The 24,107-nt window shown below is 67.6% G+C and carries 22 protein-coding genes and 1 pseudogene; 1 reads left to right on the top strand and 22 read right to left on the bottom strand.

Annotation, left to right across the window (positions count from 1 at the left end; translation table 11 throughout):
- Positions 1-439: 439 nt before the first annotated feature.
- The 22 genes and pseudogenes from AC07RM_RS18130 to AC07RM_RS18235 all read right to left on the bottom strand — a co-directional run bounded on the left by AC07RM_RS18130 (position 440) and on the right by AC07RM_RS18235 (position 23,111).
- Positions 440-1,462: a hypothetical protein gene (locus AC07RM_RS18130; protein ID WP_495335406.1), complete on the bottom strand. Its 1,023-nt coding sequence runs from the start codon at positions 1,460-1,462 to the stop codon at positions 440-442.
- A gap of 25 nt (positions 1,463-1,487) precedes the next feature.
- The gene (gene dnaJ / locus AC07RM_RS18135) at positions 1,488-2,627 is read right to left on the bottom strand and encodes a molecular chaperone DnaJ (RefSeq protein ID WP_057594515.1); all 1,140 of its coding nucleotides are present in this window, start codon (positions 2,625-2,627) and stop codon (positions 1,488-1,490) included.
- A gap of 120 nt (positions 2,628-2,747) precedes the next feature.
- Positions 2,748-4,691, bottom strand: coding sequence for a molecular chaperone DnaK (dnaK, locus tag AC07RM_RS18140; RefSeq protein ID WP_057594514.1), 1,944 nt, complete (start codon positions 4,689-4,691; stop codon positions 2,748-2,750).
- Positions 4,692-4,815: 124 nt separating this feature from the next.
- Positions 4,816-5,379: a nucleotide exchange factor GrpE gene (gene grpE, locus AC07RM_RS18145; protein ID WP_093343144.1), complete on the bottom strand. Its 564-nt coding sequence runs from the start codon at positions 5,377-5,379 to the stop codon at positions 4,816-4,818.
- Between the two features lie 239 nt (positions 5,380-5,618).
- Positions 5,619-5,969 (bottom strand): FKBP-type peptidyl-prolyl cis-trans isomerase, encoded by a 351-nt coding sequence (locus AC07RM_RS18150; RefSeq protein WP_057594512.1) that lies wholly within the window; start codon positions 5,967-5,969, stop codon positions 5,619-5,621.
- A gap of 280 nt (positions 5,970-6,249) precedes the next feature.
- Positions 6,250-6,552, bottom strand: a pseudogene (locus tag AC07RM_RS18155) (winged helix-turn-helix transcriptional regulator); the annotation flags it as partial.
- Between the two features lie 195 nt (positions 6,553-6,747).
- Entirely contained in the window at positions 6,748-7,599 is an 852-nt protein-coding gene (gene asd / locus AC07RM_RS18160; RefSeq protein WP_261210494.1) for an archaetidylserine decarboxylase, read from the bottom strand.
- Positions 7,600-7,737: 138 nt separating this feature from the next.
- On the bottom strand, positions 7,738-8,727 hold the full coding sequence (locus AC07RM_RS18165; RefSeq protein ID WP_495335407.1) for a Bug family tripartite tricarboxylate transporter substrate binding protein: 990 nt from the start codon (positions 8,725-8,727) through the stop codon (positions 7,738-7,740).
- Positions 8,728-8,768: 41 nt separating this feature from the next.
- On the bottom strand, positions 8,769-9,854 hold the full coding sequence (locus tag AC07RM_RS18170; RefSeq protein ID WP_495335408.1) for a lactonase family protein: 1,086 nt from the start codon (positions 9,852-9,854) through the stop codon (positions 8,769-8,771).
- Positions 9,851-10,831, bottom strand: coding sequence for a Bug family tripartite tricarboxylate transporter substrate binding protein (locus AC07RM_RS18175; protein WP_208508787.1), 981 nt, complete (start codon positions 10,829-10,831; stop codon positions 9,851-9,853). The genes AC07RM_RS18170 and AC07RM_RS18175 overlap by 4 nt, the downstream gene beginning before the upstream one ends.
- Positions 10,832-10,862: 31 nt before the next feature.
- Positions 10,863-11,624, bottom strand: coding sequence for an SDR family NAD(P)-dependent oxidoreductase (locus tag AC07RM_RS18180; RefSeq protein WP_495335409.1), 762 nt, complete (start codon positions 11,622-11,624; stop codon positions 10,863-10,865).
- Between the two features lie 60 nt (positions 11,625-11,684).
- A complete protein-coding gene (locus AC07RM_RS18185; protein WP_495335410.1) occupies positions 11,685-13,703 on the bottom strand; it encodes a lipocalin/fatty-acid binding family protein in 2,019 nt (672 codons plus the stop codon).
- 85 nt (positions 13,704-13,788) lie between these two features.
- Entirely contained in the window at positions 13,789-15,348 is a 1,560-nt protein-coding gene (gene garD, locus AC07RM_RS18190) for a galactarate dehydratase (protein WP_495335411.1), read from the bottom strand.
- Positions 15,348-16,643 carry a TRAP transporter large permease gene (locus AC07RM_RS18195; RefSeq protein ID WP_208508791.1) on the bottom strand — a complete coding sequence of 432 codons (1,296 nt, stop codon included), beginning with the start codon at positions 16,641-16,643 and terminating at the stop codon, positions 15,348-15,350. Before AC07RM_RS18195 ends, garD begins: the two co-directional genes overlap by 1 nt.
- 9 nt (positions 16,644-16,652) lie before the next feature.
- Positions 16,653-17,141, bottom strand: a complete 489-nt coding sequence (locus AC07RM_RS18200; RefSeq protein WP_093343131.1) for a TRAP transporter small permease — start codon at positions 17,139-17,141, stop codon at positions 16,653-16,655.
- A 146-nt stretch (positions 17,142-17,287) separates the two neighbouring features.
- Entirely contained in the window at positions 17,288-18,265 is a 978-nt protein-coding gene (locus tag AC07RM_RS18205; RefSeq protein ID WP_209540988.1) for a TRAP transporter substrate-binding protein, read from the bottom strand.
- A 64-nt stretch (positions 18,266-18,329) separates the two neighbouring features.
- Positions 18,330-19,220 (bottom strand): SMP-30/gluconolactonase/LRE family protein, encoded by an 891-nt coding sequence (locus AC07RM_RS18210; protein WP_495335412.1) that lies wholly within the window; start codon positions 19,218-19,220, stop codon positions 18,330-18,332.
- Positions 19,221-19,234: 14 nt separating this feature from the next.
- Positions 19,235-20,047 carry an NAD-dependent epimerase/dehydratase family protein gene (locus AC07RM_RS18215; RefSeq protein WP_495335413.1) on the bottom strand — a complete coding sequence of 271 codons (813 nt, stop codon included), beginning with the start codon at positions 20,045-20,047 and terminating at the stop codon, positions 19,235-19,237.
- Positions 20,048-20,060: 13 nt separating this feature from the next.
- The gene (locus AC07RM_RS18220; protein WP_093343126.1) at positions 20,061-20,855 is read right to left on the bottom strand and encodes a transporter substrate-binding domain-containing protein; all 795 of its coding nucleotides are present in this window, start codon (positions 20,853-20,855) and stop codon (positions 20,061-20,063) included.
- A 57-nt stretch (positions 20,856-20,912) separates the two neighbouring features.
- Positions 20,913-21,692: an amino acid ABC transporter ATP-binding protein gene (locus tag AC07RM_RS18225; protein ID WP_281081344.1), complete on the bottom strand. Its 780-nt coding sequence runs from the start codon at positions 21,690-21,692 to the stop codon at positions 20,913-20,915.
- A gap of 19 nt (positions 21,693-21,711) precedes the next feature.
- The gene (locus AC07RM_RS18230) at positions 21,712-22,368 is read right to left on the bottom strand and encodes an amino acid ABC transporter permease (RefSeq protein WP_398500917.1); all 657 of its coding nucleotides are present in this window, start codon (positions 22,366-22,368) and stop codon (positions 21,712-21,714) included.
- Entirely contained in the window at positions 22,365-23,111 is a 747-nt protein-coding gene (locus AC07RM_RS18235; protein ID WP_495335414.1) for an amino acid ABC transporter permease, read from the bottom strand. The genes AC07RM_RS18230 and AC07RM_RS18235 overlap by 4 nt, the downstream gene beginning before the upstream one ends.
- Positions 23,112-23,225: 114 nt before the next feature.
- On the opposite strand from AC07RM_RS18235, the gene AC07RM_RS18240 reads away from it, so the two are divergent.
- A complete protein-coding gene (locus AC07RM_RS18240; protein ID WP_495335415.1) occupies positions 23,226-24,056 on the top strand; it encodes a FadR/GntR family transcriptional regulator in 831 nt (276 codons plus the stop codon).
- The last annotated feature ends 51 nt before the right edge of the window (positions 24,057-24,107 follow it).

Consider the following 24,107-nt stretch of genomic DNA (forward strand, 5'->3'; position numbering starts at 1 on the left):
TTAATTCAGAACCACAGTCACGAGTAAAGTTCAACAAAAAATTCGTGCACGAGTTTGCGAATTCCAGCTAAATTCCCAGGTTCCGCAAACGGGTTCGGGTAAACCAGTTTGCCAGTGAAAATACCTATGGCAATCGACATATGCGTCCTTTGCGTGTTTTAACGGCAAGCACCTCCTATTGAGCCCACTGACTCAAAAAAACAACGCTGTCCTTCAATAACGCGGCAGCTCCCGTTTGGGTTTATTGCACATTCAAAAAATATCTAAAAGCAATCTACGCGCCATCTTTTGATGAGCGGCGCGCGCGCCGCGGCGTGGGAAAGCGCGCCAGTTGCGAGTCGGAGGGAAGCGGGAGAAGGCGCCGTTGTGGTGCGTGGCACCGAAGGCGTTCGAGGAGCACCGTTTGCGTGCGCGGCCGCAAACCAAAGGGTTACGAGGCTCAGGCCAGCGGCAGGACGCGGCGCGCCACGGTGTAGCCCAGCGAAATCTCCTCGCCGGGCGCGTGCTCGCAGAAGTCGGGGTCGTGCCAGGCGCTCGCGAGCGGCAGCCAGCCCGAGAGAAAACCGGCGCCGCCGCAGATGGCGCAGCCGCCATCGCCGCCGCGGGTGAGGCCGCGTTGCGCGGTCAGCTCGTACTTGTAGGGGTCGGCCGCGATCTGCAGGCCCCAGGCGTTGGGCAGGCGGTGGAATTCCCAGTCGCTGGCGAAGCCCGCCGCCGGTTTCTCGAGCTGGCCCGCGGCCCGCACCCATTGGCGGCGCCATTCGGCTTCCTCGGGGCTGATGTCGGTGGGGTAGCGGTCCATCGGCGCCTCGTCACCCCAGCGGAAGAAGCCGCGCGCGCCGGCCGCGCACAGGTGCTCCCATTCGTCGGGGCTCGGCAGGCGCAAGCCCTGCGCGGCGAAGCCGTCGGCGATGAGCGCATGGCCGAGCGCCTCCTCGTCGGCTTGCCAGGCGCTGACGCGGCCATCGGGCGCGACCTCGACCCGGGTCACGATGTCCGCATGCTCGATCACGCCGCGCGGGTGCTCGGCGAGCAGCGCCCGTACCTTCTCACTCGCGGGATCGATGGGCTGCCAGCCGACCTCGGCATGGCGCGTCTCGGCCAGCAGCGGCGGCAGCGCCACCTCGCGCACACGGGTGCTGCGCGCGGCCACGTAGTCGGCCAGGCTTTCCTCGAGGCCGTATTCCTCCGCCATGCCCTGCCAGCTCTCGTGCATCGCGGGCGTGGGCCGCCAGCCGCCGACATCGAAGCCCAGCGTGGCCGGTCCACCCGGAATCAGGGAGAAGAGGGCGTAGCCGGCCGTGTACTGCGCCACCTCGTGCGCGACGCCGCCGAGCGCGAAGCGCCGGATGCCGTCGAAGGCGAAGCCCGTGGGCAGGCGTAGCGCGAGGTCGCGCGCGGCGGCTTCACGCTGCGCCGCGGTGGCGCCGCGCCAGGCCGCGAGTTCGTCGAACAGGGCCATGGATCGGAACGCGCGCCGCGCGCCCTCAGCTGAAGAATTCCTTGGCCTTGTCGAACCAGCCCTTGTCGGTGGGGCTGTGCTTCTCGCCGCCCTTCTTGAGCGACTCGTCGAGTTCCTTCAGCAGCTTGCGCTGGTGCTCGGTGAGCTTGACCGGCGTCTCGACGCGCACGTGGCAGTACAGGTCGCCCGGGTAGCTCGAGCGCACGCCCTTGATGCCCTTGCCGCGCAGGCGGAACTGCTTGCCGCTCTGCGTGCCGTCGGGAATGTCGATGGCCGCGTTGCCCTTGAGCGTGGGCACGTTGATCTCGCCGCCGAGCGCCGCGGTGGTGACGCTGACCGGCACCACGCAGTGCAGGTCGTCGCCGTCGCGCTCGAACAGCTCGTGCTTCTTGAGCCGGATCTCGATGTAGAGGTCGCCGGGCGGCCCGCCGTTGGTGCCGGGTTCGCCGTTGCCGGTGCTGCGGATGCGCATGCCGTCGTCGATGCCGGCCGGGATCTTCACTTCCAGCGTCTTGTTGTTCTTGATCTTGCCCTGGCCGTGGCAGGTCGCGCAGGGCTCGGGAATGATCTTGCCGCTGCCGTGGCAGGTCGGGCAGGTCTGCTGCACGCTGAAGAAGCCCTGGCGCATCTGCACCGCGCCCGCGCCGTGGCAGGTGGTGCAGGTGATCGGCTTGGTGCCCGGCTTGGCGCCGGTGCCCTTGCAGGTGCCGCAGTCGTCCCAGCTCGGAATGCGGATCTGGGCTTCCTTGCCCTCGGCCGCTTCCTCGAGCGTGATCTCCATCGCGTAGCTCAGGTCGCTGCCGCGGAACACCTGGCGGCCACCGCCGGCACGGCCGCGGCCACCGCCGCCGAACACGTCGCCGAAGATGTCGCCGAAGGCTTCCGCGAAGCCGCCGAAGCCTTCCGCGCCCGGGCCGCCGCGCATGTTGGGATCGACGCCGGCGTGGCCGTACTGGTCGTAGGCCGCGCGTTTCTGGCCGTCCGACAGCATTTCATAGGCTTCCTTCACCTCCTTGAACTTGGCCTCGGCGTCCTTGCTGGTGTCGCCGTGGTTGCGGTCCGGGTGGTGCTTCATCGCGAGCTTGCGATAAGCCTTCTTGATTTCGTCGTCGCTCGCGTTCTTGGGAACGCCGAGGGTTTCGTAGTAGTCGCGTTTGGTGGCCATGGCAGGTTCGATCGGGCGGCGGGGCGGTCTTCAGGTCTCTTCGGGAACGGGGATCGATCGAAGCGAGAAAGGCTGGAGCACCCTTTCAGGTGTTCCAGCCCCGTTCGACCGAGCGGACGCTCAGTCCTTCTTCTTGACTTCCTTGACCTCGGCATCGACCACGTTGTCGTCGGCCGGGGCGCTGCTCGCAGCTTCCGCGCCAGCCGAGGCACCCGGGCCGCCGGCGGCACCGGCCGCGGCCTGCGCGTCGGCGTACATCTTCTCGCCGAGCTTCTGGCTCGCGGTCATCAGCGTGTTGGTCTTCTCTTCGATCGCGGCCTTGTCTTCGCCCTTGACCACGTCCTCGAGTTCCTTGATCGCGGTCTCGATCTTTTCCTTCTCGCCGGCGTCCAGGCTGTCGCCGTGCTCGCCCAGCGACTTGCGCACGCTGTGGACCATGGCCTCGCCCTGGTTGCGGGCCTGCACCAGCTCGACCTTCTTCTTGTCTTCGGCCGCGTTGAGCTCGGCGTCCTTCACCATGTTCTGGATCTCGTCCTCCGACAGGCCCGAGTTCGCCTTGATGGTGATCTTGTTTTCCTTGCCGGTGCCCTTGTCCTTGGCGCCGACGTGCAGGATGCCGTTGGCGTCGATGTCGAAGCTCACCTCGATCTGCGGCGTGCCGCGCGATGCCGGCGGGATGCCCTCGAGGTTGAACTCGCCGAGCAGCTTGTTGCCCGCGGCCACTTCGCGTTCGCCCTGGAACACCTTGATCGTCACGGCCGGCTGGTTGTCCTCGGCGGTCGAGAAGGTCTGCGCGAACTTGGTCGGGATCGTGGTGTTCTTCGTGATCATCTTGGTCATCACGCCACCCATGGTCTCGATGCCCAGCGACAGCGGGGTCACGTCGAGCAGCAGCACGTCCTTGCGGTCGCCCGAGAGCACCTGGCCCTGGATGGCGGCGCCGACGGCCACGGCCTCGTCGGGGTTCACGTCCTTGCGCGGGTCCTTGCCGAAGAAGGCCTTGACCTTGTCCTGCACCTTGGGCATGCGGGTCATGCCGCCGACCAGGATCACGTCGTTGATGTCGCTCACGCTGATGCCGGCATCCTTGATGGCCAGGCGGCAGGGCGCGATGGTGCGCTCGATCAGCTCGTCGACCAGGCTCTCGAGCTTGGCGCGCGTGAGCTTGATGTTCAGGTGCTTCGGACCGGTGGCATCGGCCGTGATGTAGGGCAGGTTGACGTCGGTCTGGGCGCTGTTCGACAGCTCGATCTTGGCCTTCTCGGCCGCTTCCTTCAGGCGCTGCAGCGCGAGCACGTCCTTGCTGAGGTCGACGCCCTGTTCCTTTTTGAACTCGCCGATGATGTAGTCGATGATGCGCTGGTCGAAGTCCTCGCCGCCGAGGAAGGTGTCGCCGTTGGTCGACAGCACTTCGAACTGCTTCTCGCCGTCCACGTCGGCGATCTCGATGATCGAGACGTCGAAGGTGCCGCCGCCGAGGTCGTACACGGCGATCTTGCGGTCGCCCTTGTCCTGCTTGTCGAGGCCGAAGGCCAGCGCCGCGGCGGTGGGTTCGTTGATGATGCGCTTGACGTCGAGGCCCGCGATGCGGCCGGCGTCCTTGGTGGCCTGGCGCTGGGCGTCGTTGAAGTAAGCCGGCACCGTGATCACGGCTTCGGTCACGGCTTCGCCGAGGTAGTCTTCGGCGGTCTTCTTCATCTTGCGCAGGATGTCGGCGCTGACCTGCTGCGGCGCCATCTTCTTGCCGCGCACTTCCACCCATGCGTCGCCGTTGTCGGCCTTGGCGATGGTGTAGGGCATCAGGTCGATGTCCTTCTGCACTTCCTTTTCCTCGAACTTGCGGCCGATCAGGCGCTTGATCGCGTACAGCGTGTTCTTGGGGTTGGTGACGGCCTGGCGCTTGGCCGAGGCACCGACCAGCACTTCACCGTCTTCCTGGTACGCGACGATCGAAGGCGTGGTGCGCGCGCCTTCCGAGTTCTCGATCACGCGCGTGGTGTTGCCTTCCATGATCGACACGCACGAGTTGGTGGTGCCGAGGTCGATGCCGATGATCTTTGCCATGTTCTGTACTCCTGAAACCTGAAAAATATGTTGTTATGAACTTGTGGATAACCCGGGTCTATTCAAGGGAAGAGACGGGGTTTTCCTGTGGAATTCGTGTGGACGGGGAGAAGGGCGCAGCGGCTTACTTCGGGGCGCTGACGGTGACCAGCGCGGGGCGCAGCACGCGCTCGGCGATGGTGTAGCCCTTCTGCAGCACGCCCACCACGGTGTTCGGTTCCTGGTCGGCGGGCACCACCGAGATCGCCTGGTGCTGGTGCGGATCGAACTTGCTGCCGGGAGCCGGCGCGATCTCGATCACCTTGTTGCGCTCGAGCGCGCTCTTGAGCTGGCGCAGCGTGGCTTCGGCGCCTTCGCGGATCTGCTCGGGGGTGGCGTCCTTGATGGCGAGACCGGCCTCGAGGCTGTCGGTCACCGGCAGCAGGCTCTCGGCGAAGGCTTCGACCGCGAACTTGCGGGCCTTGGAAATCTCGTCGTCGGCGCGGCGGCGGGCGTTCTGCACGTCGGCCTGCGCGCGCAGGTACTGGTCGGCCAGTTCGGCGTTCTTGGCCTGCAGGGCGGCGAGCTCGCCCTGGGCCGCGGCCAGCGCGTCCGCCTCGTTGGCGGCTTGCGCGGCCTCCAGCTCTTCAGGGCTGGGTTCGCCGTGCAGGGTTTGCGAATTCGGGGCGGATTGTTGCGGATCGGACATCTTTTGAAGCGGATTGATCGATGGGCTGGAAACAAACGATTGCGGGCCAGTTGGGGCCCTCCGGAGGCTTTTCAAGCGAAAAAATGCGGCCGAAAAGGCCGCACGGGCATGAAAGATGGCTCCCGAGCTCCCTCACTCCGTGAGGTCGCTGCCCCCATGGGGGGCGTTTTCCATCTTGGGGCGGCCCGGCGATGAAAAAGGCCCTTCGCAGGGCCTTCGAGCCGAGGGCCCGCGCTCGATCAGTGGGTGTCGAGCAGCTCGACGTCGAACTTCAGGGTGGCGTTCGGCGGGATCACGCCGCCGGCGCCGCGGGCACCGTAGCCCAGCGAGGCCGGGATGATCAGCGTGCGCTGGCCGCCGATCTTCATGCCGGCCACGCCTTCGTCCCAGCCCTTGATGACCTGGCCGGCGCCGAGCGAGAACGCGAACGGGTCGTTGCGGTCGCGGCTCGAGTCGAACTTGGCGCCCTGCACGCCGTCGTTGTAGAGCCAGCCGGTGTAGTGCACGTGCACGTGGTGGCCGGGCTTGGCTTCCGCGCCGTCGCCGACGACGGTGTCTTCGTATTGCAGGCCGGAGGGGGTGGTGGGCATGGTGAACGCTCCTTGCGTCGGTATGTTCGCGAGATGAAAGAAGGGCATCGATCCGGGGATCGAAGGCGCGGAGTTTACCGAGGCCGGCGGACGGCGTTTGCCGGACGGGGCGCCGCCGGGTTCAGTCCGAGATCGGCGGAGGGATCGGCGAGGAAGGCGGGGAGGGCGGCGGCGAGGCGGGCGCAGGCAGCGGTGGCGAGGCCGGCTGCGGCGCGGGCGCGACCGATGGCGCCGAGGCGGATGCCGCAGGCGGCACCGCGGCGGCCGGTTGCGCCGCCGCCTTCTTGGCCTGGCCGAGCTGCCACTTGCTCGCGAAGGCCTGCAGGTCGGACAGCCGCTTGAGCAGGTCCTGGCCGCTGAGCGTGAGGCTGTAGCCGTCACCGCCGTGGCTCACCACGCCGGCTTCGCGCAGTTCCTTGATCCGGGTGTTGAGGGTGTTGGGAGTGATGCCGCCGACGCTGTCCTGCAGCAGCCGGAAGGTCTGGGCATGGCCGTCGCGCAGGGCCCAGAGCACACGCAGCGCATAGCGGGCCTCGAGCAGCGCGAGCAACTGGCTGATGGCTGCGTTTTCCTTGGAACTCATCGTCATCATCTCCTCTGCGATCTGTGCTGCGCGGGAGGCCGGCCCGTGGGCAGTGCCTCGGCCTCGCTCTTTTTTGATGGTTGGCGGACCGCTGTCCGGCCTTCGCTCCGGCCGGGGACTATAGCTCAAATGATTACGATGCTACTAGTTTTATAGCTGTGGGCGTACGCTGCATGCGGCTCCAGAGACAAAGCGTCACATCTTTGAAAAATTCGCCATGGCTTCGCCCAGCCGGATGGGGCGCGTGGGCGCCCATTCGGAATTGAAGGCCACCGCGGGTGCGGGGAATAGCATGACGACGGTCGAACCCAGCAAGAAACGGCCCATCTCCTCGCCCTTGCGCAGTTCGATCCGACGGTCGTCGTAGCGCCATTCGCGCAGCTCGCCCCCGCGCGGCGGGTTGACCACGCCGTGCCACACGGTCGCCATGCTGCCGACGATGGTGGCGCCGACCAGCACCAGCACGAAGGGGCCGTGGGCCGATTCGAAGACGCAGACCACGCGCTCGTTGCGCGCGAACAGGCCCGGCACGCCGCGCGCGGTGGTCGGGTTGACCGAAAACAGCTCGCCCGGCACGTGGATCATGCGCAGCAGCCGCCCGTCGCAGGGCATGTGGATGCGGTGGTAGTCGCGCGGGCTCAGGTACAGCGTGGCGAAGCTGCCGTGCGCGAACTGCGCCGCGAGCGCCGCGTCGCCGCCGACCAGGGCCGTGGTGCTGTAGTTGTGGCCCTTGGCCTGGAAGATCTGGTCGCCCTCGATCGCACCGAACTGGCTGATCGCACCATCGACGGGACAGATCAGGTCGGCGTCGGCGAGCGGGCGCACGCCGGGCTTGAGCTCGCGCGTGAAGAACTGGTTGAAGCTCTTGTAGTGCGCGATATCGGGCTCGAGCGCCTCGTTCATGTCGACGCCGTATTTGTCGACGAAGCGCCGGATGATCCAGGTGGTGACCGCTCCCCGCTCCTTGCCCGCGACCCAGCCGGCGAAATTGGTCAGTGCCTGCTTGGGGAACAGGTATTGGGGCAGGACAGCGGAGCGATCAGACACGTGCGGAGCTTGGTTCTTGGATGGGAGGGGCATTCTATAAAGCGGGCCCGGCCCGGGGCGTAGGAAACTTCCCTCGGGATTTCGCGGGGGCGAATTGCGCGGAATTTCCCGGCCGCGCGGCCGCTGGGCGTTTTTCCGCTACTCGGCCTTGATCCCCGCCGCCTTGATCACCTGCGCCCATTTCTCGACCTCGGCCTTCTGGAAGGCCGCGATCTGCGCCGTGCCCAGGTCGGTGGGCTCCATGCCGAAGCCCTTGAGCTTGTCCTGCATCTCCGGGGTCGCGAGGATGGTGCGGATCTCCGTGTGCAGCCGCTGCACCACCGGCGCGGGCGTGCCCGCGGGCATGAAGATCGCCTGCCACGACACCACCTCGAAGTCCTGCAGTCCCGCGATGCCCGACTCGGCCACCGTCGGTACGTCGGGCATCGAGGCCAGCCGCTTCGCCGAGGTGACGGCGATCGCGCGCAGCTTGCCGCTCTGGATGTGCGGGCCGGCCACCACCGTGGTGTCGAACATCATGTCGACCTGGCCGCCGATCACGTCCTGGATCGCCGGGCCGCTGCCCTTGTAGGGGATGTGCGTGAACTTCACGCCCGACTTGTAGGCCAGCAGTTCCAGCGCCAGGTGCTGCGAGGTGCCGGTGCCGGCCGAGGCCGACGAGAGCCCGCCCGCCTTGGCCTTGCTCGCTTCGAGCACGTCCTTGAGCGTCTTGTGCGGGCTCGCCTGGTTCACCACCAGCACCACCGGGTTGGTGCCGATCAGCGTGACCGGCGCGAAGGACTTCTGCGGGTCGTAGCCGAGCTTCGGATAGAGGCTCACGTTGATCGCATGCGAGCTGATGGTGCCGCCCACCAGCGTGTAGCCGTCGGGCGCGGCGCGCGCGCCGATCTCCGAGCCCACGCTGCCGCCGGCGCCGCCCTTGTTGTCGATGATGACGCTGGTGTTGAGCACCGGGCCGAGCTTCTGGCCGATCAGCCGGCCCAGCACGTCGGTGGTGCCGCCGGCCGGGAAGGGCACGAGGTAGGTGATGGCCTTGCCCGTCGGCCAGTTGCCCTGGGCGAAGGCGTGGGGCAGGGCGGCGAGCAGCGGCGTGGCGAAGGCGCTGCGGATCAGGGTGCGGCGTTGCATGGCGATGTCTCCTTATGGTTGTGGCGAAGTCGTGGCGAAGGTCAGGGCAGATCGACGATCTCGATCCAGTTCGGGTTCTTGCCCACCGCGAGCCGCTGCGCGGTGCCGAGCGCGCCGGTCGCGGGATCGATGGTGTGCAAGGTCAGGCCGTGCGATTCCTGCCCGGCCGCGATCAGGTAGCGTCCGCTCGCGTCGATCGCGAAGCCGCGCGGCGTCTTCTCGGTCGGCGTCTGGCCCAGCGGCTGCAGCCGGCCGCTGGCCGCATCGACCCGGAACGCCGACAGCGTGCTCGAGGTGCGCTCCGAGGCGTAGAGATGGCGGCCGTCGGGCGTGAGGTGCAGGTCGGCGGCCCATGGCTTGCCGGCGAAACCCGCGGGCAGCGTCGTCGTGCTCTGCTCGAGCTTCAGCGTGCCGCGCTCGGCATCCCAGGCGTACACGTGCAGCGCCGCATCGAGCTCGTCGAGCAGGTACAGGTGGCGCTGCGCCTTGTCCCAAACGAAGTGGCGCGGCCCGGCCTGCGCCGCGGTGCGCGTGAGCGGCGGGTCGTTCGGCGAGAGCAGGCCCCGCTCGGCATCGAAGCGCCAGGCCGAGAGGTTGTCGCCGCCCAGGCTGGTCGCGAGCACGAAGCGGTTGTTGGCGTCGGCATGGATCGCGTGCGCGTTCGGCGCGGTCTGCACCAGCTGCTGGATCGCGCCCACCGTGCCGTCCTTGCCGATCGCGTTGACCGAGATCTTGCCGCCCTGGTAGGAGGCCGCGAACAGCCAGCGGCCGCTGGCGTCGAGATCGATGTTGGCCATGCTGTCGGCCAGCGGCGCCTCGCCGAGCTTCTGCAGCCGGCCGGTGGCGGCGTCGATCGCCAGCGTGGCCACGCGGAACGGCTGCGAGCGCAGCGCTGCGTAGAGCAGGCGCTTGTCGTGGCTCACCGCCATCGGCATCACCGTGCCGCCGACGGCGAGCGTCTGCACCGGCGCCAGCGTGCCCTTGTCGCGGTCGAGCGTGAGCACCGAGATCTCCTGGCTGTCGGCGTTCGCCACGTAGACCCAGGTCGCGGCCTGGGCCTGCCACGCGGCCGCCGACAGCAGCGCGGCCGCCGCGACGCGCCGCGCGAGATGCGTCGCGAAGCTCATGGCTTGATGTTGAGCTTGGTGATCAACGCCTTGAAATAGGCGTTGTCCTTGGCCAGCGTCTCCTTGAAGGCCGCGCCGTCGGTGTAGACGTAGCCGAGGTTCTGCTTGTCCATCACCTCGTGCATCAGCGGCTCGGCCGCGGTCTTGGCCGTGATCTCGCGCAGCCGCGCCATCACCTCGGGCGGCGTGTTCTTCGGCGCGCCCAGACCGCGCCAAGTGCCGATCGTGAGGTCGATGCCGCGCTCCTTCGCGGTCGGCACCTTCTCGAAACCCTTCACGCGCTGGTCGGCCATCACCATCAGCACCTTGAGCTTGCCGCCCTGCACGTGGGTCGTCACCTCGGCCGGGCTCACGGCCACGGCGTCGATGTGGCCGCCGAGCAGCGCGAGCACCGCGGGCGCGGCGCCCTGGAACGGGATGTGGCCGAACTTCGTGCCGGTCTTGTCCTCGAGCGCGGCTGCCGCCAGGTGCCAGATCGAGCCATTGCCCGAGTTGCCGACGTTCACCTTGCCCGGGTCCTTCTTCGCGGCCGCGAGGAAGTCCTCGATCGTGTTCCAGGGCGAGTCGGCCTTCACCGTGATCGCGGCCGGGTCGGCATTGAGCTGCGCGATCGGCTGGAAGTCGTCGTAGTTGAACTTCGCCAGGCCCAGGTGCGGCAGCGTGAGCAGCTCGACCGTGAGCACCGCGAGCTTGTAGCCGTCGGGCTTGGAATTGATCACCTCGGTCCAGCCGATGGCGCCGCCCGCGCCGGGGCGGTTGACGATCACGATGGGCTGCGAGATGTGCTTGCGGCTCGCGTCCGCGAAGGCGCGCGCCAGGCCGTCGGTGCCGCCGCCGGGCTGGTAGGGCACCAGCAGCTCGATGGTGCGGTTCGGATAGTCGCTGGCCTGCGCCGAGGCCGTGGCGGCCAGGCCCAGCGAGAGCGCGGCCGTCGCCGAGAGGGCGGCGAGGCCGCGGAGGAAGTCGTTTCTGTTCATGTTGTCTCCAGTGGTTGTTGTCTCAAAAAACTCAGGGCATGTACTGCCCGCCGTTCACCTCGATGACCTGCCCCGTGACATAGCCCGAGAGCTGTTCGGAGGCGAGGAAGAGAAAGGCGCCCACGCACTCTTCGGGCTCGCCGAGGCGTCCCATCGGGATGCCGGCCTTGAAGTTCTCGAGCATCGCGGGGGTGGAGAAGCGGTCCTGGAACGGCGTCTGGATCACGCCGGGCGCCACCGCGTTGACGCGGATGCGGTCGCCCACCAGTTCCTTGGCCAGCCCGTGGGTGGCCGTGCTCACGAAGCCCTTGGCGCCCGCGTAGAGGTAGGCGGCGGGGCCGCCGCCGGTGCGCGCCGCGACCGAGGTCACGTTGATGATGTTGCCGCCGCCCTGCTGGCGCATCAGCGGCACCGTCTCGCGGCAGAAGGCGAGCACCGAGCGCGCGTTGACATGCAGCACCTCGTCGAACAGCGCGTCGTCGAACTCGGCGATCGGCACCCGCTTGACCAGGCTGCCGGCGTTGTTCACCAGCACGTCGATGCGGCCGAACTCGCCGGCGGTGCGCTGCACGCAGTCGCGGATCGCGGCCGTGTCGCGCACGTCGGCCTGCACCGCGAAGGCGCTGCCGCCGGCGGCGCGGATGGTCTCGACCACCTGGTTCGCGGCGTCGGCCGAACTGTTGTAGTGCACCGCCACGCGCATGCCGCGCGCGGCGAAGGCGATGGCCACCGCGGCACCGATGCCGGTGCTGGCGCCGGTCACGAGGGCGGTCTTGTTCCTGAGGTCTTCCATGGGGCTTGTCGTCGTTGGAGAAAAAAAAGCCCGGCCGTCTCGCGGCGGCCGGGCGGTGGGTCACTTGGGTGCGATGCCCGCCACGCTCGGCGAGCGGTACTCGAGCACCCACTTGATCGTGAGCGGCGCGGCCAGGCTGAAGGCCGGCGTGCTGCAGCGGATGCTGGTCTTCAGCGCGCCGGTCGGCGTGTTGTAGTCGACGTTCTCGCGCACGTCGACCGCCGCGCAGTCCTGCAGGCCCTCGACCTCGAAGCCCTGCACGTCGCCGTTCGCGAAGGCGAAGCGGTTGCCGCCGAGCGCGCTGGCACCGTCGGAGTAGCTGCCGAACTCGAGCTCGAGCTTCGCGATGTCGAGCGCGGCCGCGGGCGTGTAGGTGTCGACGCGCGTGATCCGGCCGGGCTCGAAGGTGTAGCGCGTGCGCGAGGTGATGCGCGTGTCCTTGATCGGGTCGTTGCCCGAGGTGGCGCGGTCCATCGCATCCTGGTCGTAGCTCACCGTGAGCACCTGGCCGGCCTCGGCGATCTTCAGGTTCTTCTGGTAGGCCGCGGGAATCAGCGGCTGCGAACCCGCAGCCACGGTAAAGCGCGGCTGCAGCTGCGGCCACTGCGTGTCGGCCACGCCCGAGAGCATGTTGTAGGAGTGGGGGATCGCGAAGTAGGGGTTGGTGTGGTGGTAGGTCTTCGCACCGTTGACCACCGGCAGGCTGATCACGCGCAGGCCGTCGCGGTAGGTCACCAGGCCGCGGTCGTAGGTCGAGGCACCGCCGTCGAAGCCCGCGAACTTCGTGAGCGTGGCGCGCGGCTGCTTGTCGAGGTAGGCCAGGAAGGTCTGCGTCGACACCGGCGCCTTCTGCGCGTAGCCGGCCGACTTCCAGAGGTTGTTGGTGTAGATCAGCTGGTGCGACAGGCTCAGGTTCTCGCCGAGCACGCGGTCGATGCCGCGGTAGCTGTCGACGCGCCGGCCCTTCTGCCACATGTTGAGCGAGCCGAGCTCGGCGTCGTACCAGAACTCCACGTACTTGGCCGTGACGCGCGTGGCGAAGGCATAGGCGATCTGCTTCTCCTCCTCGTTCAGCACGTTCATGTGCTCGGCCGCCGACAGCACCTCGGCGAAGGCCGTGTCGGCATAGCCCGCGAGGCTGCGGCCGTAGTCCACGCCGTTGCCGGCCGGGTTCAGCCGCACCTTGATCACGTCCACCGACTGGCGCAGCCAGCCCTTGAGCGAGGCCTCGTCCTCGGTCGACACCGTCATGCCGGTCTCGATCAGCCGCTGCATGATCTCGCCGATCAGCAGCACGCTGTAGCGGTCGAAGCGGCCGCTGCCGTCGGTCTCGTCGGAGAAGCCGAAGGCCGAGAAGGTCTTGTAGTGGTTGATCATCTTCTGCAGCAGCGCCTCGCTGGCCTCGGGACCTTCCCAGCCCATGAGGTGGCGCAGGCGCGCGATGCTGAAGGCCACGCCGTAGTAGTTGGTCGGCAGCCCGATCAGCGAATAGTCGGCCGGGTTGACGAAGGCGGTCCAGTTGAGCTTGGTCTTGAGCTTGTCGAGCGTGGCCGGCGAGATCGCGGCGCCACTGCCCTCGAGCAGCCCGGCCTTCTTGAGCTTCCACAGCGCCGACATGTAGTAGTAGATGCCCCAGCTGTCGTTGGTCACGTCGATGGTCGCGTCGGCGATCTCGCGGTAGCCGTCGATGTACTCGCGGTACTTGGGGTCGGAGCTGGGCGTGTTCAGCAGGATGTACGAAAAGCCGATCGCCACCTTGCCGGGCAGGAACTTGTCCTTGCTGCCGGGCGCGAACACCTTCTGCCCCAGCAGCACGGTGTCGAGCTTCTGCGTGCGCACCTGCGCGAACAGGCGCTCGATGGTGGGCAGCAGGTGGCTGCTCACGATCTCGTCCATCGGCGTGTTCGACAGCTTCGGCTGGGCTGCCTGCACCTCGGGCGGCACGGGTGTTTCGGGCGGCGGGTTGTTCGCCGCGGACGGCAGCGGCACGAAGCTCGCGCCACCACCACCGCCGCCGCCACACGCGGCCAGCAGGGCGGCGCCTGCGATCATGCTCGCCACCAAACGGGTTCTTTGCATCCTCGGTCTCCTCTCTCGGTTGAAAGAAGGACGCCCGGCCCCCTTTGCCGGGTCGTCCGGAATACCCGCGCCTGCCTCTTTTTTTTCAGGTCACGGGAGCCGGGTTGAAGAGCACCAGCGCGTTGTGCAGCTGCCAGTGCTCGGCCCAGGTTTTCTTCCGGCCGCTGGCGACGTCGAGCATCAGGCGGAACAGCTCCCAGCCCACCTCCTCGATCGTGGCGTCGCCATCGGCGATGCGGCCCGCGTTCACGTCCATCAGGTCGTGCCAGCGGCGCGCGAGGTCGCTGCGCGTGGCGACCTTGATGACTGGCACCTCGGCCAGCCCGTAGGGCGTGCCGCGGCCCGTGGTGAACACGTGCAGGTTGATGCCGGCCGCGAGCTGCAAGGTGCCGCAGATGAAGTCGCTGGCCGGCGTGGCGGTGTAGATCAGGCCCTTGTGCGTGGCCTTCTCGCCGGGCGCGAGCACGCCCGAGATCGGCGCCGAGCCCGACTTCACGATCGAACCCATCGCCTTCTCGACGATGTTCGACAGGCCGCCCTTCTTGTTGCCGGGCGTGGTGTTGGCGCTGCGGTCGACGCGGCCCTTGCGCAGGTAGTCGTCGTACCAGGCCATCTCGCGGATCATGGCCTCGGCCACCGCGGGCGTGCTGGCGCGCGCGGTGAGCTGGTCGATGCCGTCGCGCACCTCGGTGGTCTCGGAGAACATCACGGTGGCGCCCGCGCGCACCAGCAGGTCGGTGCAGAAGCCCACGGCCGGGTTGGCGGTGACGCCCGAGAAGGCGTCGCTGCCGCCGCACTGCACGCCCACCACGAGCTCGCTCGCGGGCACGGTCTCGCGCCGGCGCGCGTTCAGCCGCGCGAGGTGCTGCTCGGCCTGCCGCATGACCGAGTCGATCATCGACATGAAGCCCACGTGTTCGTCGTCCTGCAGGCAGACCACGTCGAGGTCCGCATCGCGGCCATCGGCGATCGGGATGCTGCCAGGCGGCAGCAGGCGCTCGGGCTGCAGCTTCTCGCAGCCCAGGCTCACCACCATCACCTCGCCGCCGAAGTTCGGATTGAGGCTGATGTTGCGCAGGGTGCGGATCGGCACGATCGCGTCGGGCGCGTCGATCGCCACGCCGCAGCCGTAGCCGTGCGCGAGCGCGACCACGTCGTCGACGTTCGGGTACTTGGGCAGCAGCTCGCGCTTGATGCGCTGCAGCGCGAATTCGGTGACGCCGGCCACGCACTGCACCGTCTGCGTGATCGCGAGGATGTTGCGCGTGCCCACCGAGCCGTCGGCATTGCGGTAGCCCTCGAAGCTGAAGCCCTCGAGCGGCGCCATCGGCGGCGGCTTGACGGTGGCGATCGGCAGGCCGTCGAGCTCGGGCGCGGTCGGCATGCGCATCACGCGCTCGTGCACCCAACTGCCGCGCGGCAGCGCCTTCTGCGCATAGCCGATCACCACGTCGTAGCGCCGGATCGCATCGCCCTCGGCGAGGTCGGCCAGCGCCACCTTGTGGCCCTGCGGCACGTTGTCCACCAGCGCGAGGCCGTCGGCGAACACCGCGCCGGCCTTCAGGCCGCCGTCGTTGGCGACGATGGCGACGTTGTCCGCCGGATGGATGCGGATGTACAGCGGCGGACGCACGGGCTCGGTCATCAGCGCACGACCATGAACATGCTGGGCAGCCAGGTCGAGAAGGCCGGCACGAAGGTCACGACACCGAGCGCGAAGATCAGCGCGCCGTAGAACGGCCAGATGGTGCGCATCACCTGGCCCACCGACACGCCGCCGATCGCGCAGCCCACGAACTGGGTGGTGCCCACGGGCGGGGTGTTGAGGCCGAGCGCGCAGTTGATCAGCATCACCACGCCGAACTGCACCGAGCTCATGCCGTAGTGCTGCGCGATCGGCAGGAAGATCGGCGTGCACAGCAGGATGGTGGCCGCCATGTCGAGGAAGGTGCCGAGCACGAACAGGATGATGTTGATCAGCAGGAAGATCATCCACGGCGTGGTCGTGACCTGCGACAGCATCTGGCCCGTGAGCTCGGCCACGCCGTAGAGGCTGATCAGGTAGCCGAAGGTGCTCGAGATGCCGATCAGCAGCAGGATCACGCCGGTGGTGCGCACCGCCTTCGAGGCCGCCTTGATGAAGTGCTCCCACTTCAGCGTGCGGTAGACGAAGATCGTGAGCGCCAGCGCATAGAGCACCGCCACGGCGGCCGACTCGGTCGCGGTGAAAACGCCCGAGAGGATGCCGCCCAGGATCAGCACCACGATGAACAGGCCCGGCAGCGCCGCGGCGAGCGAGCGCCAGACGATGTCCCAGCCCGGGAAGGTGCCCGCGGGATAGCCGCGCTTGACCGCCACCAGGTAGGCGGCCGCGAGGTTGCTGAGCGTGAGCACCGCGGCCGGCAGCAGCGCCGCGAGGATCAGCGCCGCGATCGACACCTTGCCGCCCGCGGCCAGCGAATAGATGATCAGGTTGTGGCTGGTGGGCATCAGCGCGCCGACCAGGGCCGCATGGGTCGTCACGTTGACCGCGTAGTCGGCGTGGTAGCCCTCCTTCTTCATCATCGGGATCATCACGGCGCCCATGGCCGAGACGTCGGCCACGGGCGAGCCCGAGACGCCGCCGAACAGCGTGCAGGCCACCACGTTCGACATGCCGAGGCCGCCGCGCACGTGGCCCACCAGCGCGCGCGCGAAGTTGACGATGCGGTCGGCGATGCCGCCGTACAGCATGAGTTCGCCCGCGAAGATGAAGAAGGGGATCGCGAGGAACGAGAAGATGCCCATGCCCGAGGTCATCTGCTGGAAGCCGACCGCCAGCGGCAGGCCTTCGTAGAGCAGGGTGGCGAGCGCGGACAGGCCGATGGAGAAGGCCACCGGCACGCCGAGCAGCAGGAACAGCGTGAACGAGAGGCAGAGGATGAGGAGCGGGATCGTCATGATGGCGGCTTATCCCCAGGCGGGTTCGACTTCGCGGCCCTGTGCGAGCGCGATGAGGTGTTCGATGGAAAACAGGACGATCAGCACGCCCGAGACGGTGGCGGGAACGTACTTCCAGCCTTCGGAGATCCACAGCGTGGGCAGGCGGTAGTCCCAGACCGAGGCGGCCAGCTCGGCGCAGTTCCAGGCCATGGCGGCGCCGAAGATCAGGATCAGCGCATGGATCAGGTATTCCATCTTCAGCCGCAGCCAGTCGGGCGCGAGCACGAGGAAGGATTCGAGGCCGATGTGGCCGGCGTCGCGCACGCCCACGGCCACGCCGAGCATGGTGACGTAGAGCACCAGCAGCAGCGCCAGGCTCTCGGCCCAGGTCGGCGTGTTGTTGAGCACGTAGCGGCCGAACACCTGCCAGCTCACCGCGCAGATCACCGCGACGAGTCCGAGGATGCCCAGCCACATGCAGGCACGCGCGAGCGTGCGGCAGAGTTTGGTGTACATGAGGTCTTCCTTCTTTCTCCCTCCCCCTCTGGGGGAGGGCAGGGGAGGGGGCAGGCGGCGCTTGCGTCGGGCGCCGCCGTGCCCCCATCCCGGCCTTCCCCCAGCGGAGGAAGGAGCCGATCAACAGGCCGATGCCGCGAGGCCGGTTACTTCGTGTCCTGCACGCGCTTCACGAGGTCCTTGAGCTTCGCGTCGGTGATGAACTTGTCGTAGACCGGCTTCATCGCGGCCTGGAACGGGGCCTTGTCGACCTCGATGATCTCGGCGCCGCCAGCCTTCACGGTGGCCAGCGACTTCACCTCGCGCTCTTCCCACTGCTTGCGCATGTAGGGCACCGACTCCTTCGCGGCCTGGCGGATCCAGCCCTGCTCCTCGGCCGAGAGCTTGTCCCACACGCGCTTGGAGAACAGCAGCATCTCGGGCGCCATCGAGTGCTCGGTCTTGCTGTAGTACTTGGCCACCTCGAAGGCGCGCGCGCTCTCGTAGGTGGGGTAGTTGTTCTCGGCGGCGTCGATCAGGCCGGTCTTCAGGCCGGTGTAGACCTCGCCCATGGGCATCGGCGTGGCGTTGGCACCCATCGCCTCGAGCATCGAGACCCACAGGTCCGACTGCTGCACGCGCACCTTCAGGCCCTTCATGTCGGCGAAGCTGCGCACCGGCTTCTTGGCCGTGAACATCGAGCGCGCGCCGCTGTCGTAGTAGGCCAGGCCGACGAAGCCCTGCTTCTCGCAGGACTTGAGGATCTCCTCGCCGATCGGGCCGTCGAGCACCTTGTGCAGGTGGTCGACCGAGCGGAACAGGAAGGGCATGGTGGGCACCTGCGTCTCGGCGCAGATGTTGTTCATCGGCGCGATGTTCACGCGCACCATCTGCAGCGCGCCGATCTTGGTCTGCTCGATGGTGTCCTTCTCGCTGCCGAGCGCGCTGTTGTTGAAGACCTTGATGCTGTGCTTGCCGCCCGACAGCGCCTTGAGGCGCTCGCTCATGAACTTGACGGCGGTGACGGTGGGGTAGTCGTCGGGATGGATGTCGGCCGAGCGGAACTCGGTGGCGCTGGCGGCCAGGGTGGTCAGCATGGCCGCGGCGCCGACTGCAAGTGCGATGAGTGTCTTCTGGAGTTTCATGTCTGTCTCGTCCTCTGATCGTTGGTTGTCGTGAAAATGAAAGCGCAAAGACTCAGGTACCCAATCAAGTGCCGTACATCGGCTCGGGAAACCCCGTGACGCCCGGCCGCAGCGCGAACACCCCGCCGGCCAGCGGCTGATCCGACAGGTCGGTGTTGCCCGGCCGGATCGAGGTGACGAACAGGGTGTCGAGGCCCGCGCCGCCGAAGGCGCACATCGCGGGCTTCTTCACCGGCACCGCGAGCGAGCGGTCGAGCCGGCCCCCGGGCGTGAATCGGTGGACCAGGCCGGCATCGTTGCCGCAGATCCAGTAGCAGCCCTCGGCATCGATCGCGGCGCCATCGGGGCGGCCGGGCAGGGGCTTCATGTCGACGAACAGGCGGCGGTTCGACGGCGTGCCGCTGGCGGTGTCGTAGTCGAAGGCCCAGACGGCCTGCACGCTCGGGTGCGAATCGGAGAGGTACATCGTGCGGCCGTCGGGGCTCCAGGCCAGGCCGTTGGGCACGATCAGGTCGTCGAGGCGCAGGGCGGCGTTCGCATCGCCTTGGCCATGGCTGTAGAGGCGGCCGACGCGCGCGCCGGCGGCCATGTCCAGCAGCATGGTGCCGGCCCAGAAGCGGCCCTGGCGGTCGCAGCGGCCGTCGTTGAAACGCATCGCGGGAGCCGCGTGCTCGACCGGTGCGACCGACGTGGCGGCCAGCGTGCCGTCGGCCCGTGGCTCGAGCGAGAACAGGCCGCTCTCCAGGCCCGCGATCCAGGTGCCGGGCCGGTCGGCGCGCGGCGCGATGCAGGCGATCATCTCGGGCGCGGTCCAGCTGGCATGGCCCTCGATGGCATGCCAGCGGTGCAGCGCGCGCGCCGGGATGTCGACCCAGTAGAGCGCCTGTTCGGCCGCCTGCCAGACCGGACTTTCGCCGGTGCCGTTGCGCGCGTCGAGAACGAGTTCGGCCTGCATGCTGGGCGTGCCGCTCAATCGCCGAACGGGCCCTGCGCCGTGAAGGCGCCGCCCTGGTAGATCGCGTTGGGATCGGTGGGGGCCACCGGCGCCTGCTGCTCGATCTTGTCGCGGAACACCTCGGAGCCGTCCTGCGGCACGAAGCCCAGGTGCGCGGCCGCCGAGTTGTCCCACCACACGTCGCGGTTGGCCGACATGCCGTAGACCACCGTGTGCTTCACGCCGGGCGTGAACAGCGACTTCTCGATCAGCGTGGTGAGGTCGCGGTAGCTGAGCCAGGTGCTCATCATGCGGCGGTTCGCCGGCTCGGGGAACGAGGAGCCGATGCGGATGCTCACGGTCTCGATGCCCCAGCGGTCGAAGTAGAACTGCGCCATGTCCTCGCCGAAGGACTTCGACAGGCCGTAGTAGCCGTCGGGCCGGCGCGCGGCATGGGCGTCGATGTGCTCGTCCTGCCGGTAGAAGCCGATCACGTGGTTCGAGCTCGCGAACACCACGCGCTTCACGCCGTGGCGGCGCGCGGCCTCGTAGACGTTGAAGATGCCCTTGATGTTCGCCTCGAGGATCTCCTCGAACGGCCGCTCGACCGACACGCCACCCAGGTGGACGATGGCATCGCAGCCCTCGACCAGCGCATGCACCGCGGCCTTGTCCGCGAGGTCGCAGGGCACCACTTCCTCGCTCGCGTCGGCGGCCGGCGCGAGCGCCGCGATGTCGGACACGCGCAGCACGCCCGCATAGGGCTTGAGCCGTTCGCGCAGCACCTTGCCGAGGCCGCCGGCCGCGCCGGTCAGGAGCAGCCGGTCGAGTTTCTTGTTCGATTCCATCCGTCGCTCGTCCTTACAGCTTGGTGATGCGCTCGGGCAGGTCGCGGCCGTGGTACTTCTTGTAGATCGCGTTGAGCTTGCCGTTCTTCTGGTTCGTCACGACCCAGTTGTTGATCCACTCCTTGAGCTTGGGCTGCTCCTTGTTGAGCGCGATGCCCAGGTCGAAGTCCTTCTGGGAGAACTTCAGCTCGAGGTTCTTGGCCGGGGCCTGCTTGATCATTTCGCTGAGGTTCGAGGGCGTGCTCGAGAACAGGTCGATCTGGCCCGTGACCATCGAGGTGATCAGCGTGGCGTCGTCCTCGTAGCGCACGATCTCTGCGCCCTTGGCCTGTTGCGTGGTCAGCGTGTCGTTGACGGTGGCGCGCGTCAGGCCGATGCGCTTGCCGTTGAGGTCGGCGTAGTCGGCGACCTTGATGCTCTTGGGGCCGCCCACGATGATGCTGATGACGGCGTAGGGCGTCGAGAAGTCGACCACCTTCTCGCGCTCGGGCGTGATCGACAGGTCGGCCACCACGATGTCGGCGCGCTGCGCCTGCAGCGTGGGCACGCGCGCGGCGTTGGTGACCGAGACGATCTCGAGCTTCACGCCCAGGTCCTTGGCCAGTTGCGTGGCGGTGTCGACGTCGGAGCCGGTGGGCTGCAGGTTGGCGTCGGCGAAGCTGAACAGCGGCGTGCCCATGGCGATCGCGACGCGGATCTTGCCGGCCTTCTTGATGTCGTCGAGCTGGTCGGCCATGGCGGCCTGTGCCACGCCGGCCACGAGGGCCAGCGCGATGCAGCTGCGGGTGAAGGCTTTGCCGAGTTTCATGAATATCTCCTGGTGTGGTTTGGTATGGGAGTAAAGAGAAGAACCCGGGCTGCCTGTTTACAGCCCGTTGTTCAGGAAGGCATGCAGCTCCGGCGTGCGGGGCGCGTCGAGCATCTCGCCGGGGCCGGTTTCCCACACGGTGCCCTGGTGCATGTAGATGATCCGGTCGGCCACGCGCTTGGCGAAGGCCATCTCATGCGTCACCAGCAGCATGGTCATGCCGCCGGCCGCGAGGTCCTCCATCACGCGCAGCACCTCGCCGGTGAGCTGGGGGTCGAGCGCCGAGGTCACCTCGTCGAACAGCATGACCTTGGGCGACATCGCGAGCGAGCGCGCGATGGCCACGCGCTGCTGCTGGCCGCCCGAGAGCTGCTCGGGATAGGCGTCGGCCTTCTGCTTGAGGCCCACCTGGTCGAGCACGCGGATCGCCACCTCGGCGGCCTCGCCGCGCGAGAGCTTCTTCACGTGGCGCAGCGCCAGCATGATGTTCTCCTGCACCGTGAGGTGGGGGAACAGGTTGTAGCTCTGGAACACGATGCCGACCTCGAGCCGCAGGCGCTTGAGGTCGACCGCGGGATCGTCGACGCGGATGCCGCAGACCTCGATGCTGCCGCGGTCGATCACCTCGAGGCGGTCGATGCAGCGCAGCGCCGTGCTCTTGCCCGAGCCGCTGGCGCCGATGATGGCGATCATCTCGCCCTTGGCGACCTCGAACGAGACGCCCTTGAGCACCTGGTTCGCGCCGAAGCTCTTGTAGACCTGGTCCAGGCGCACGATGGGCGAGGAGCCCGGGACCTGCGCGGCACCGCCGCCGGCCGTGCCGACGCTGGCGTCCATGTGGGGGGTGCGCAGGGATTCAACGATTGGCGACATTGAGCTTCTTCTCCATCGCTTCGCTCCAGCGCGACAGCGGATAACACAGGGCGAAATAGAAAGCGCCGACCAGGAGGAAGACCAGGAAGGGCTGGAAGATGGTGTTGTTGATGATCTGGCCGGCGCGCGTGAGCTCGACGAAGCCGATCACCGAGGCCAGCGAGGTCATCTTGATGATCTGCACCAGGAAGCCGACCGTGGGTGGCAGCGACAGGCGCACCGCCTGCGGGATGATCACCAGGCGCAAGGTCTGCCAGCGTGTGAAGGCCAGGCATTCGGAGGCTTCCCACTGTGGCTTGGGCATGGCCTCGACGCAGCCGCGCCAGATGTCGCCGAGGTAGGCGCTGACGTAGATCATCATCGCGATGCCGGCCGCGATCAGCGAGGGCAGCGCGAGGCCGTAGACCGAGAGGCCGAAGTAGACGATGAACAGCAGGATCAGCAGCGGGATGCCCTGGATGCACTCGATGTAGACCAGCGCGAGCCAGCGCAGCCAGGGCCGTGGCGAGATGCGCGCGAGCATCAGGCCGAAGCCGCCGATGGCGCCGAGCGCGAAGGCGATGGCCGAGAGCACCAGGGTCCAGCCGATGGACTGCACCAGGTACATCAGGTGCGTGAAGGTGAAGTTTCCAATGCTCATGCCGCGCCTCCGTGGATTGCGACGGCGGCCGCTGCGGCCGGCTGCGCCTTGCCGGCCTGCGCGGCCGCGCGGCGCACCACGCGACGGCGGCGGAACATGTATTCGCCGAGTGCCCAGGTCACGAGCTTGATGAACAGCGACAGCACCAGGTAGAGGGCAGCGACCACGATGTAGGTCTCGAGCGAGCGGAAGGTGTCGGACTGCACGGTGTTGGCGATCGCCGTGAGCTCCTCGGCCGAGATCTGCGAGGCCATCGCCGAGGCCTGCATCATCAGCAGGAACTGGCTCGTGAGGGCGGGGTAGACCTTCTCGATCGAAGGCTGCAGCATCACGTGCCAGCCGATGCGCCACTTCGACAGGCCCAGGCACTCGGCGGCCTCGATCTGCCCGCGCGGCACCGACTCGAGGCCGGCGCGGATGATCTCGGCCGCGTAGGCCGCGATGTTGATCACCATCGCCAGCACCGCGGCCGCGAAGGTCGGCATGCGCAGGCCGAAGCTCGCGAGGCCGAAGTACAGCAGGAAGATCTGGACCAGGAACGGCGTGTTGCGCACCACCTCGATGTAGATCGAGCAGGCGCGCGACAGGGGCCGGATGCGGCTGCGCTTGGCGAAAGCCACCAGCGTGCCCACGCAGACGCCGATCAGCACGGCCAGCGCGGTCATCTTCAGGGTCAGCCATGCCCCGTTGACGAACACGGGCCAGTACGATGCCAGCGGAGAGAAATCGAGCGAATACTTCATGTGAATGCCGCTTCGACGAGAACACCCGCAGAGGTGCGAAGGCGGCGATCTGGCAGGTTTTGAGTGATAGGTTATCTGTTGTCGTACAACTAATGGGAGATTATGATCGTGGGTATGGACCAGACGACTGCGGGTAATCCCTTGGTTTCCGATGCGCCGGAAGCCGGTGTTTCCGCCCCGAAGGGCGGCAGCGCCTTCGTGGGGCGGCCGCGCCAGCGCGCGCGCGGACTGGCGCACGGGCTGGTGGAAGACCTGGGCGAGAAGATCCGCAGCCAGGTGCTGCGGCCGGGCGACAAGCTGCCGACCGAGTCGGCCATCATGCAGGCCTATGGCGTGAGCCGCACCGTGGTGCGCGAGGCGCTGTCCAAGCTGCAGGCCGGCGGGCTGGTGGAGACCCTGCACGGCGTCGGCACCTTCGTGCTGCAGCCGCGCCCGGGCGGGGTGTTCCGGCTCGAGCCGGGCGAGATCGCGACCTCGGTCGACGTGCTGGCCGTGCTCGAGCTGCGCATCAGCCTCGAGACCGAATCGGCCGGGCTGGCCGCGAGCCGCCGCACCGAGGAGCAGCTGGTCGCGATGCGCCAGGCGCTCGACGATTTCGAGCACAACGTGACGGTCTCGGGCGACACCGTGGCGCCCGACTTCCGCTTCCACCTGCAGATCGCCCAGTCGACCGGCAACCCCTATTTCGCCGACATCATGCGGCACCTGGGCACGACGATCATTCCGCGCACCCGCATCAGCGCGATCCGCCACCAGGAGGGCGGGGCCTACCTCAGCCGCGTCAACCGCGAGCACGAAGAGATCTATGCGGCGATCGCGCGGCGCGACCCCGAGTCGGCCCGCGCCGCGATGCGCATCCACCTGACCAACAGCCGCGAACGGCTGCGCATGGCGCAGGAAGCGGCGCAGAAGAAGGCCGAAGCGGCCAAGTCCTCCGATAACTAGTCCATTGAACCCCTTTTGGGGTTCGTGATGCTGGACAACTTGTTTTTCTAG

The sequence above is a fragment of the Variovorax sp. GW821-FHT09B05 genome, assembly GCF_059418265.1.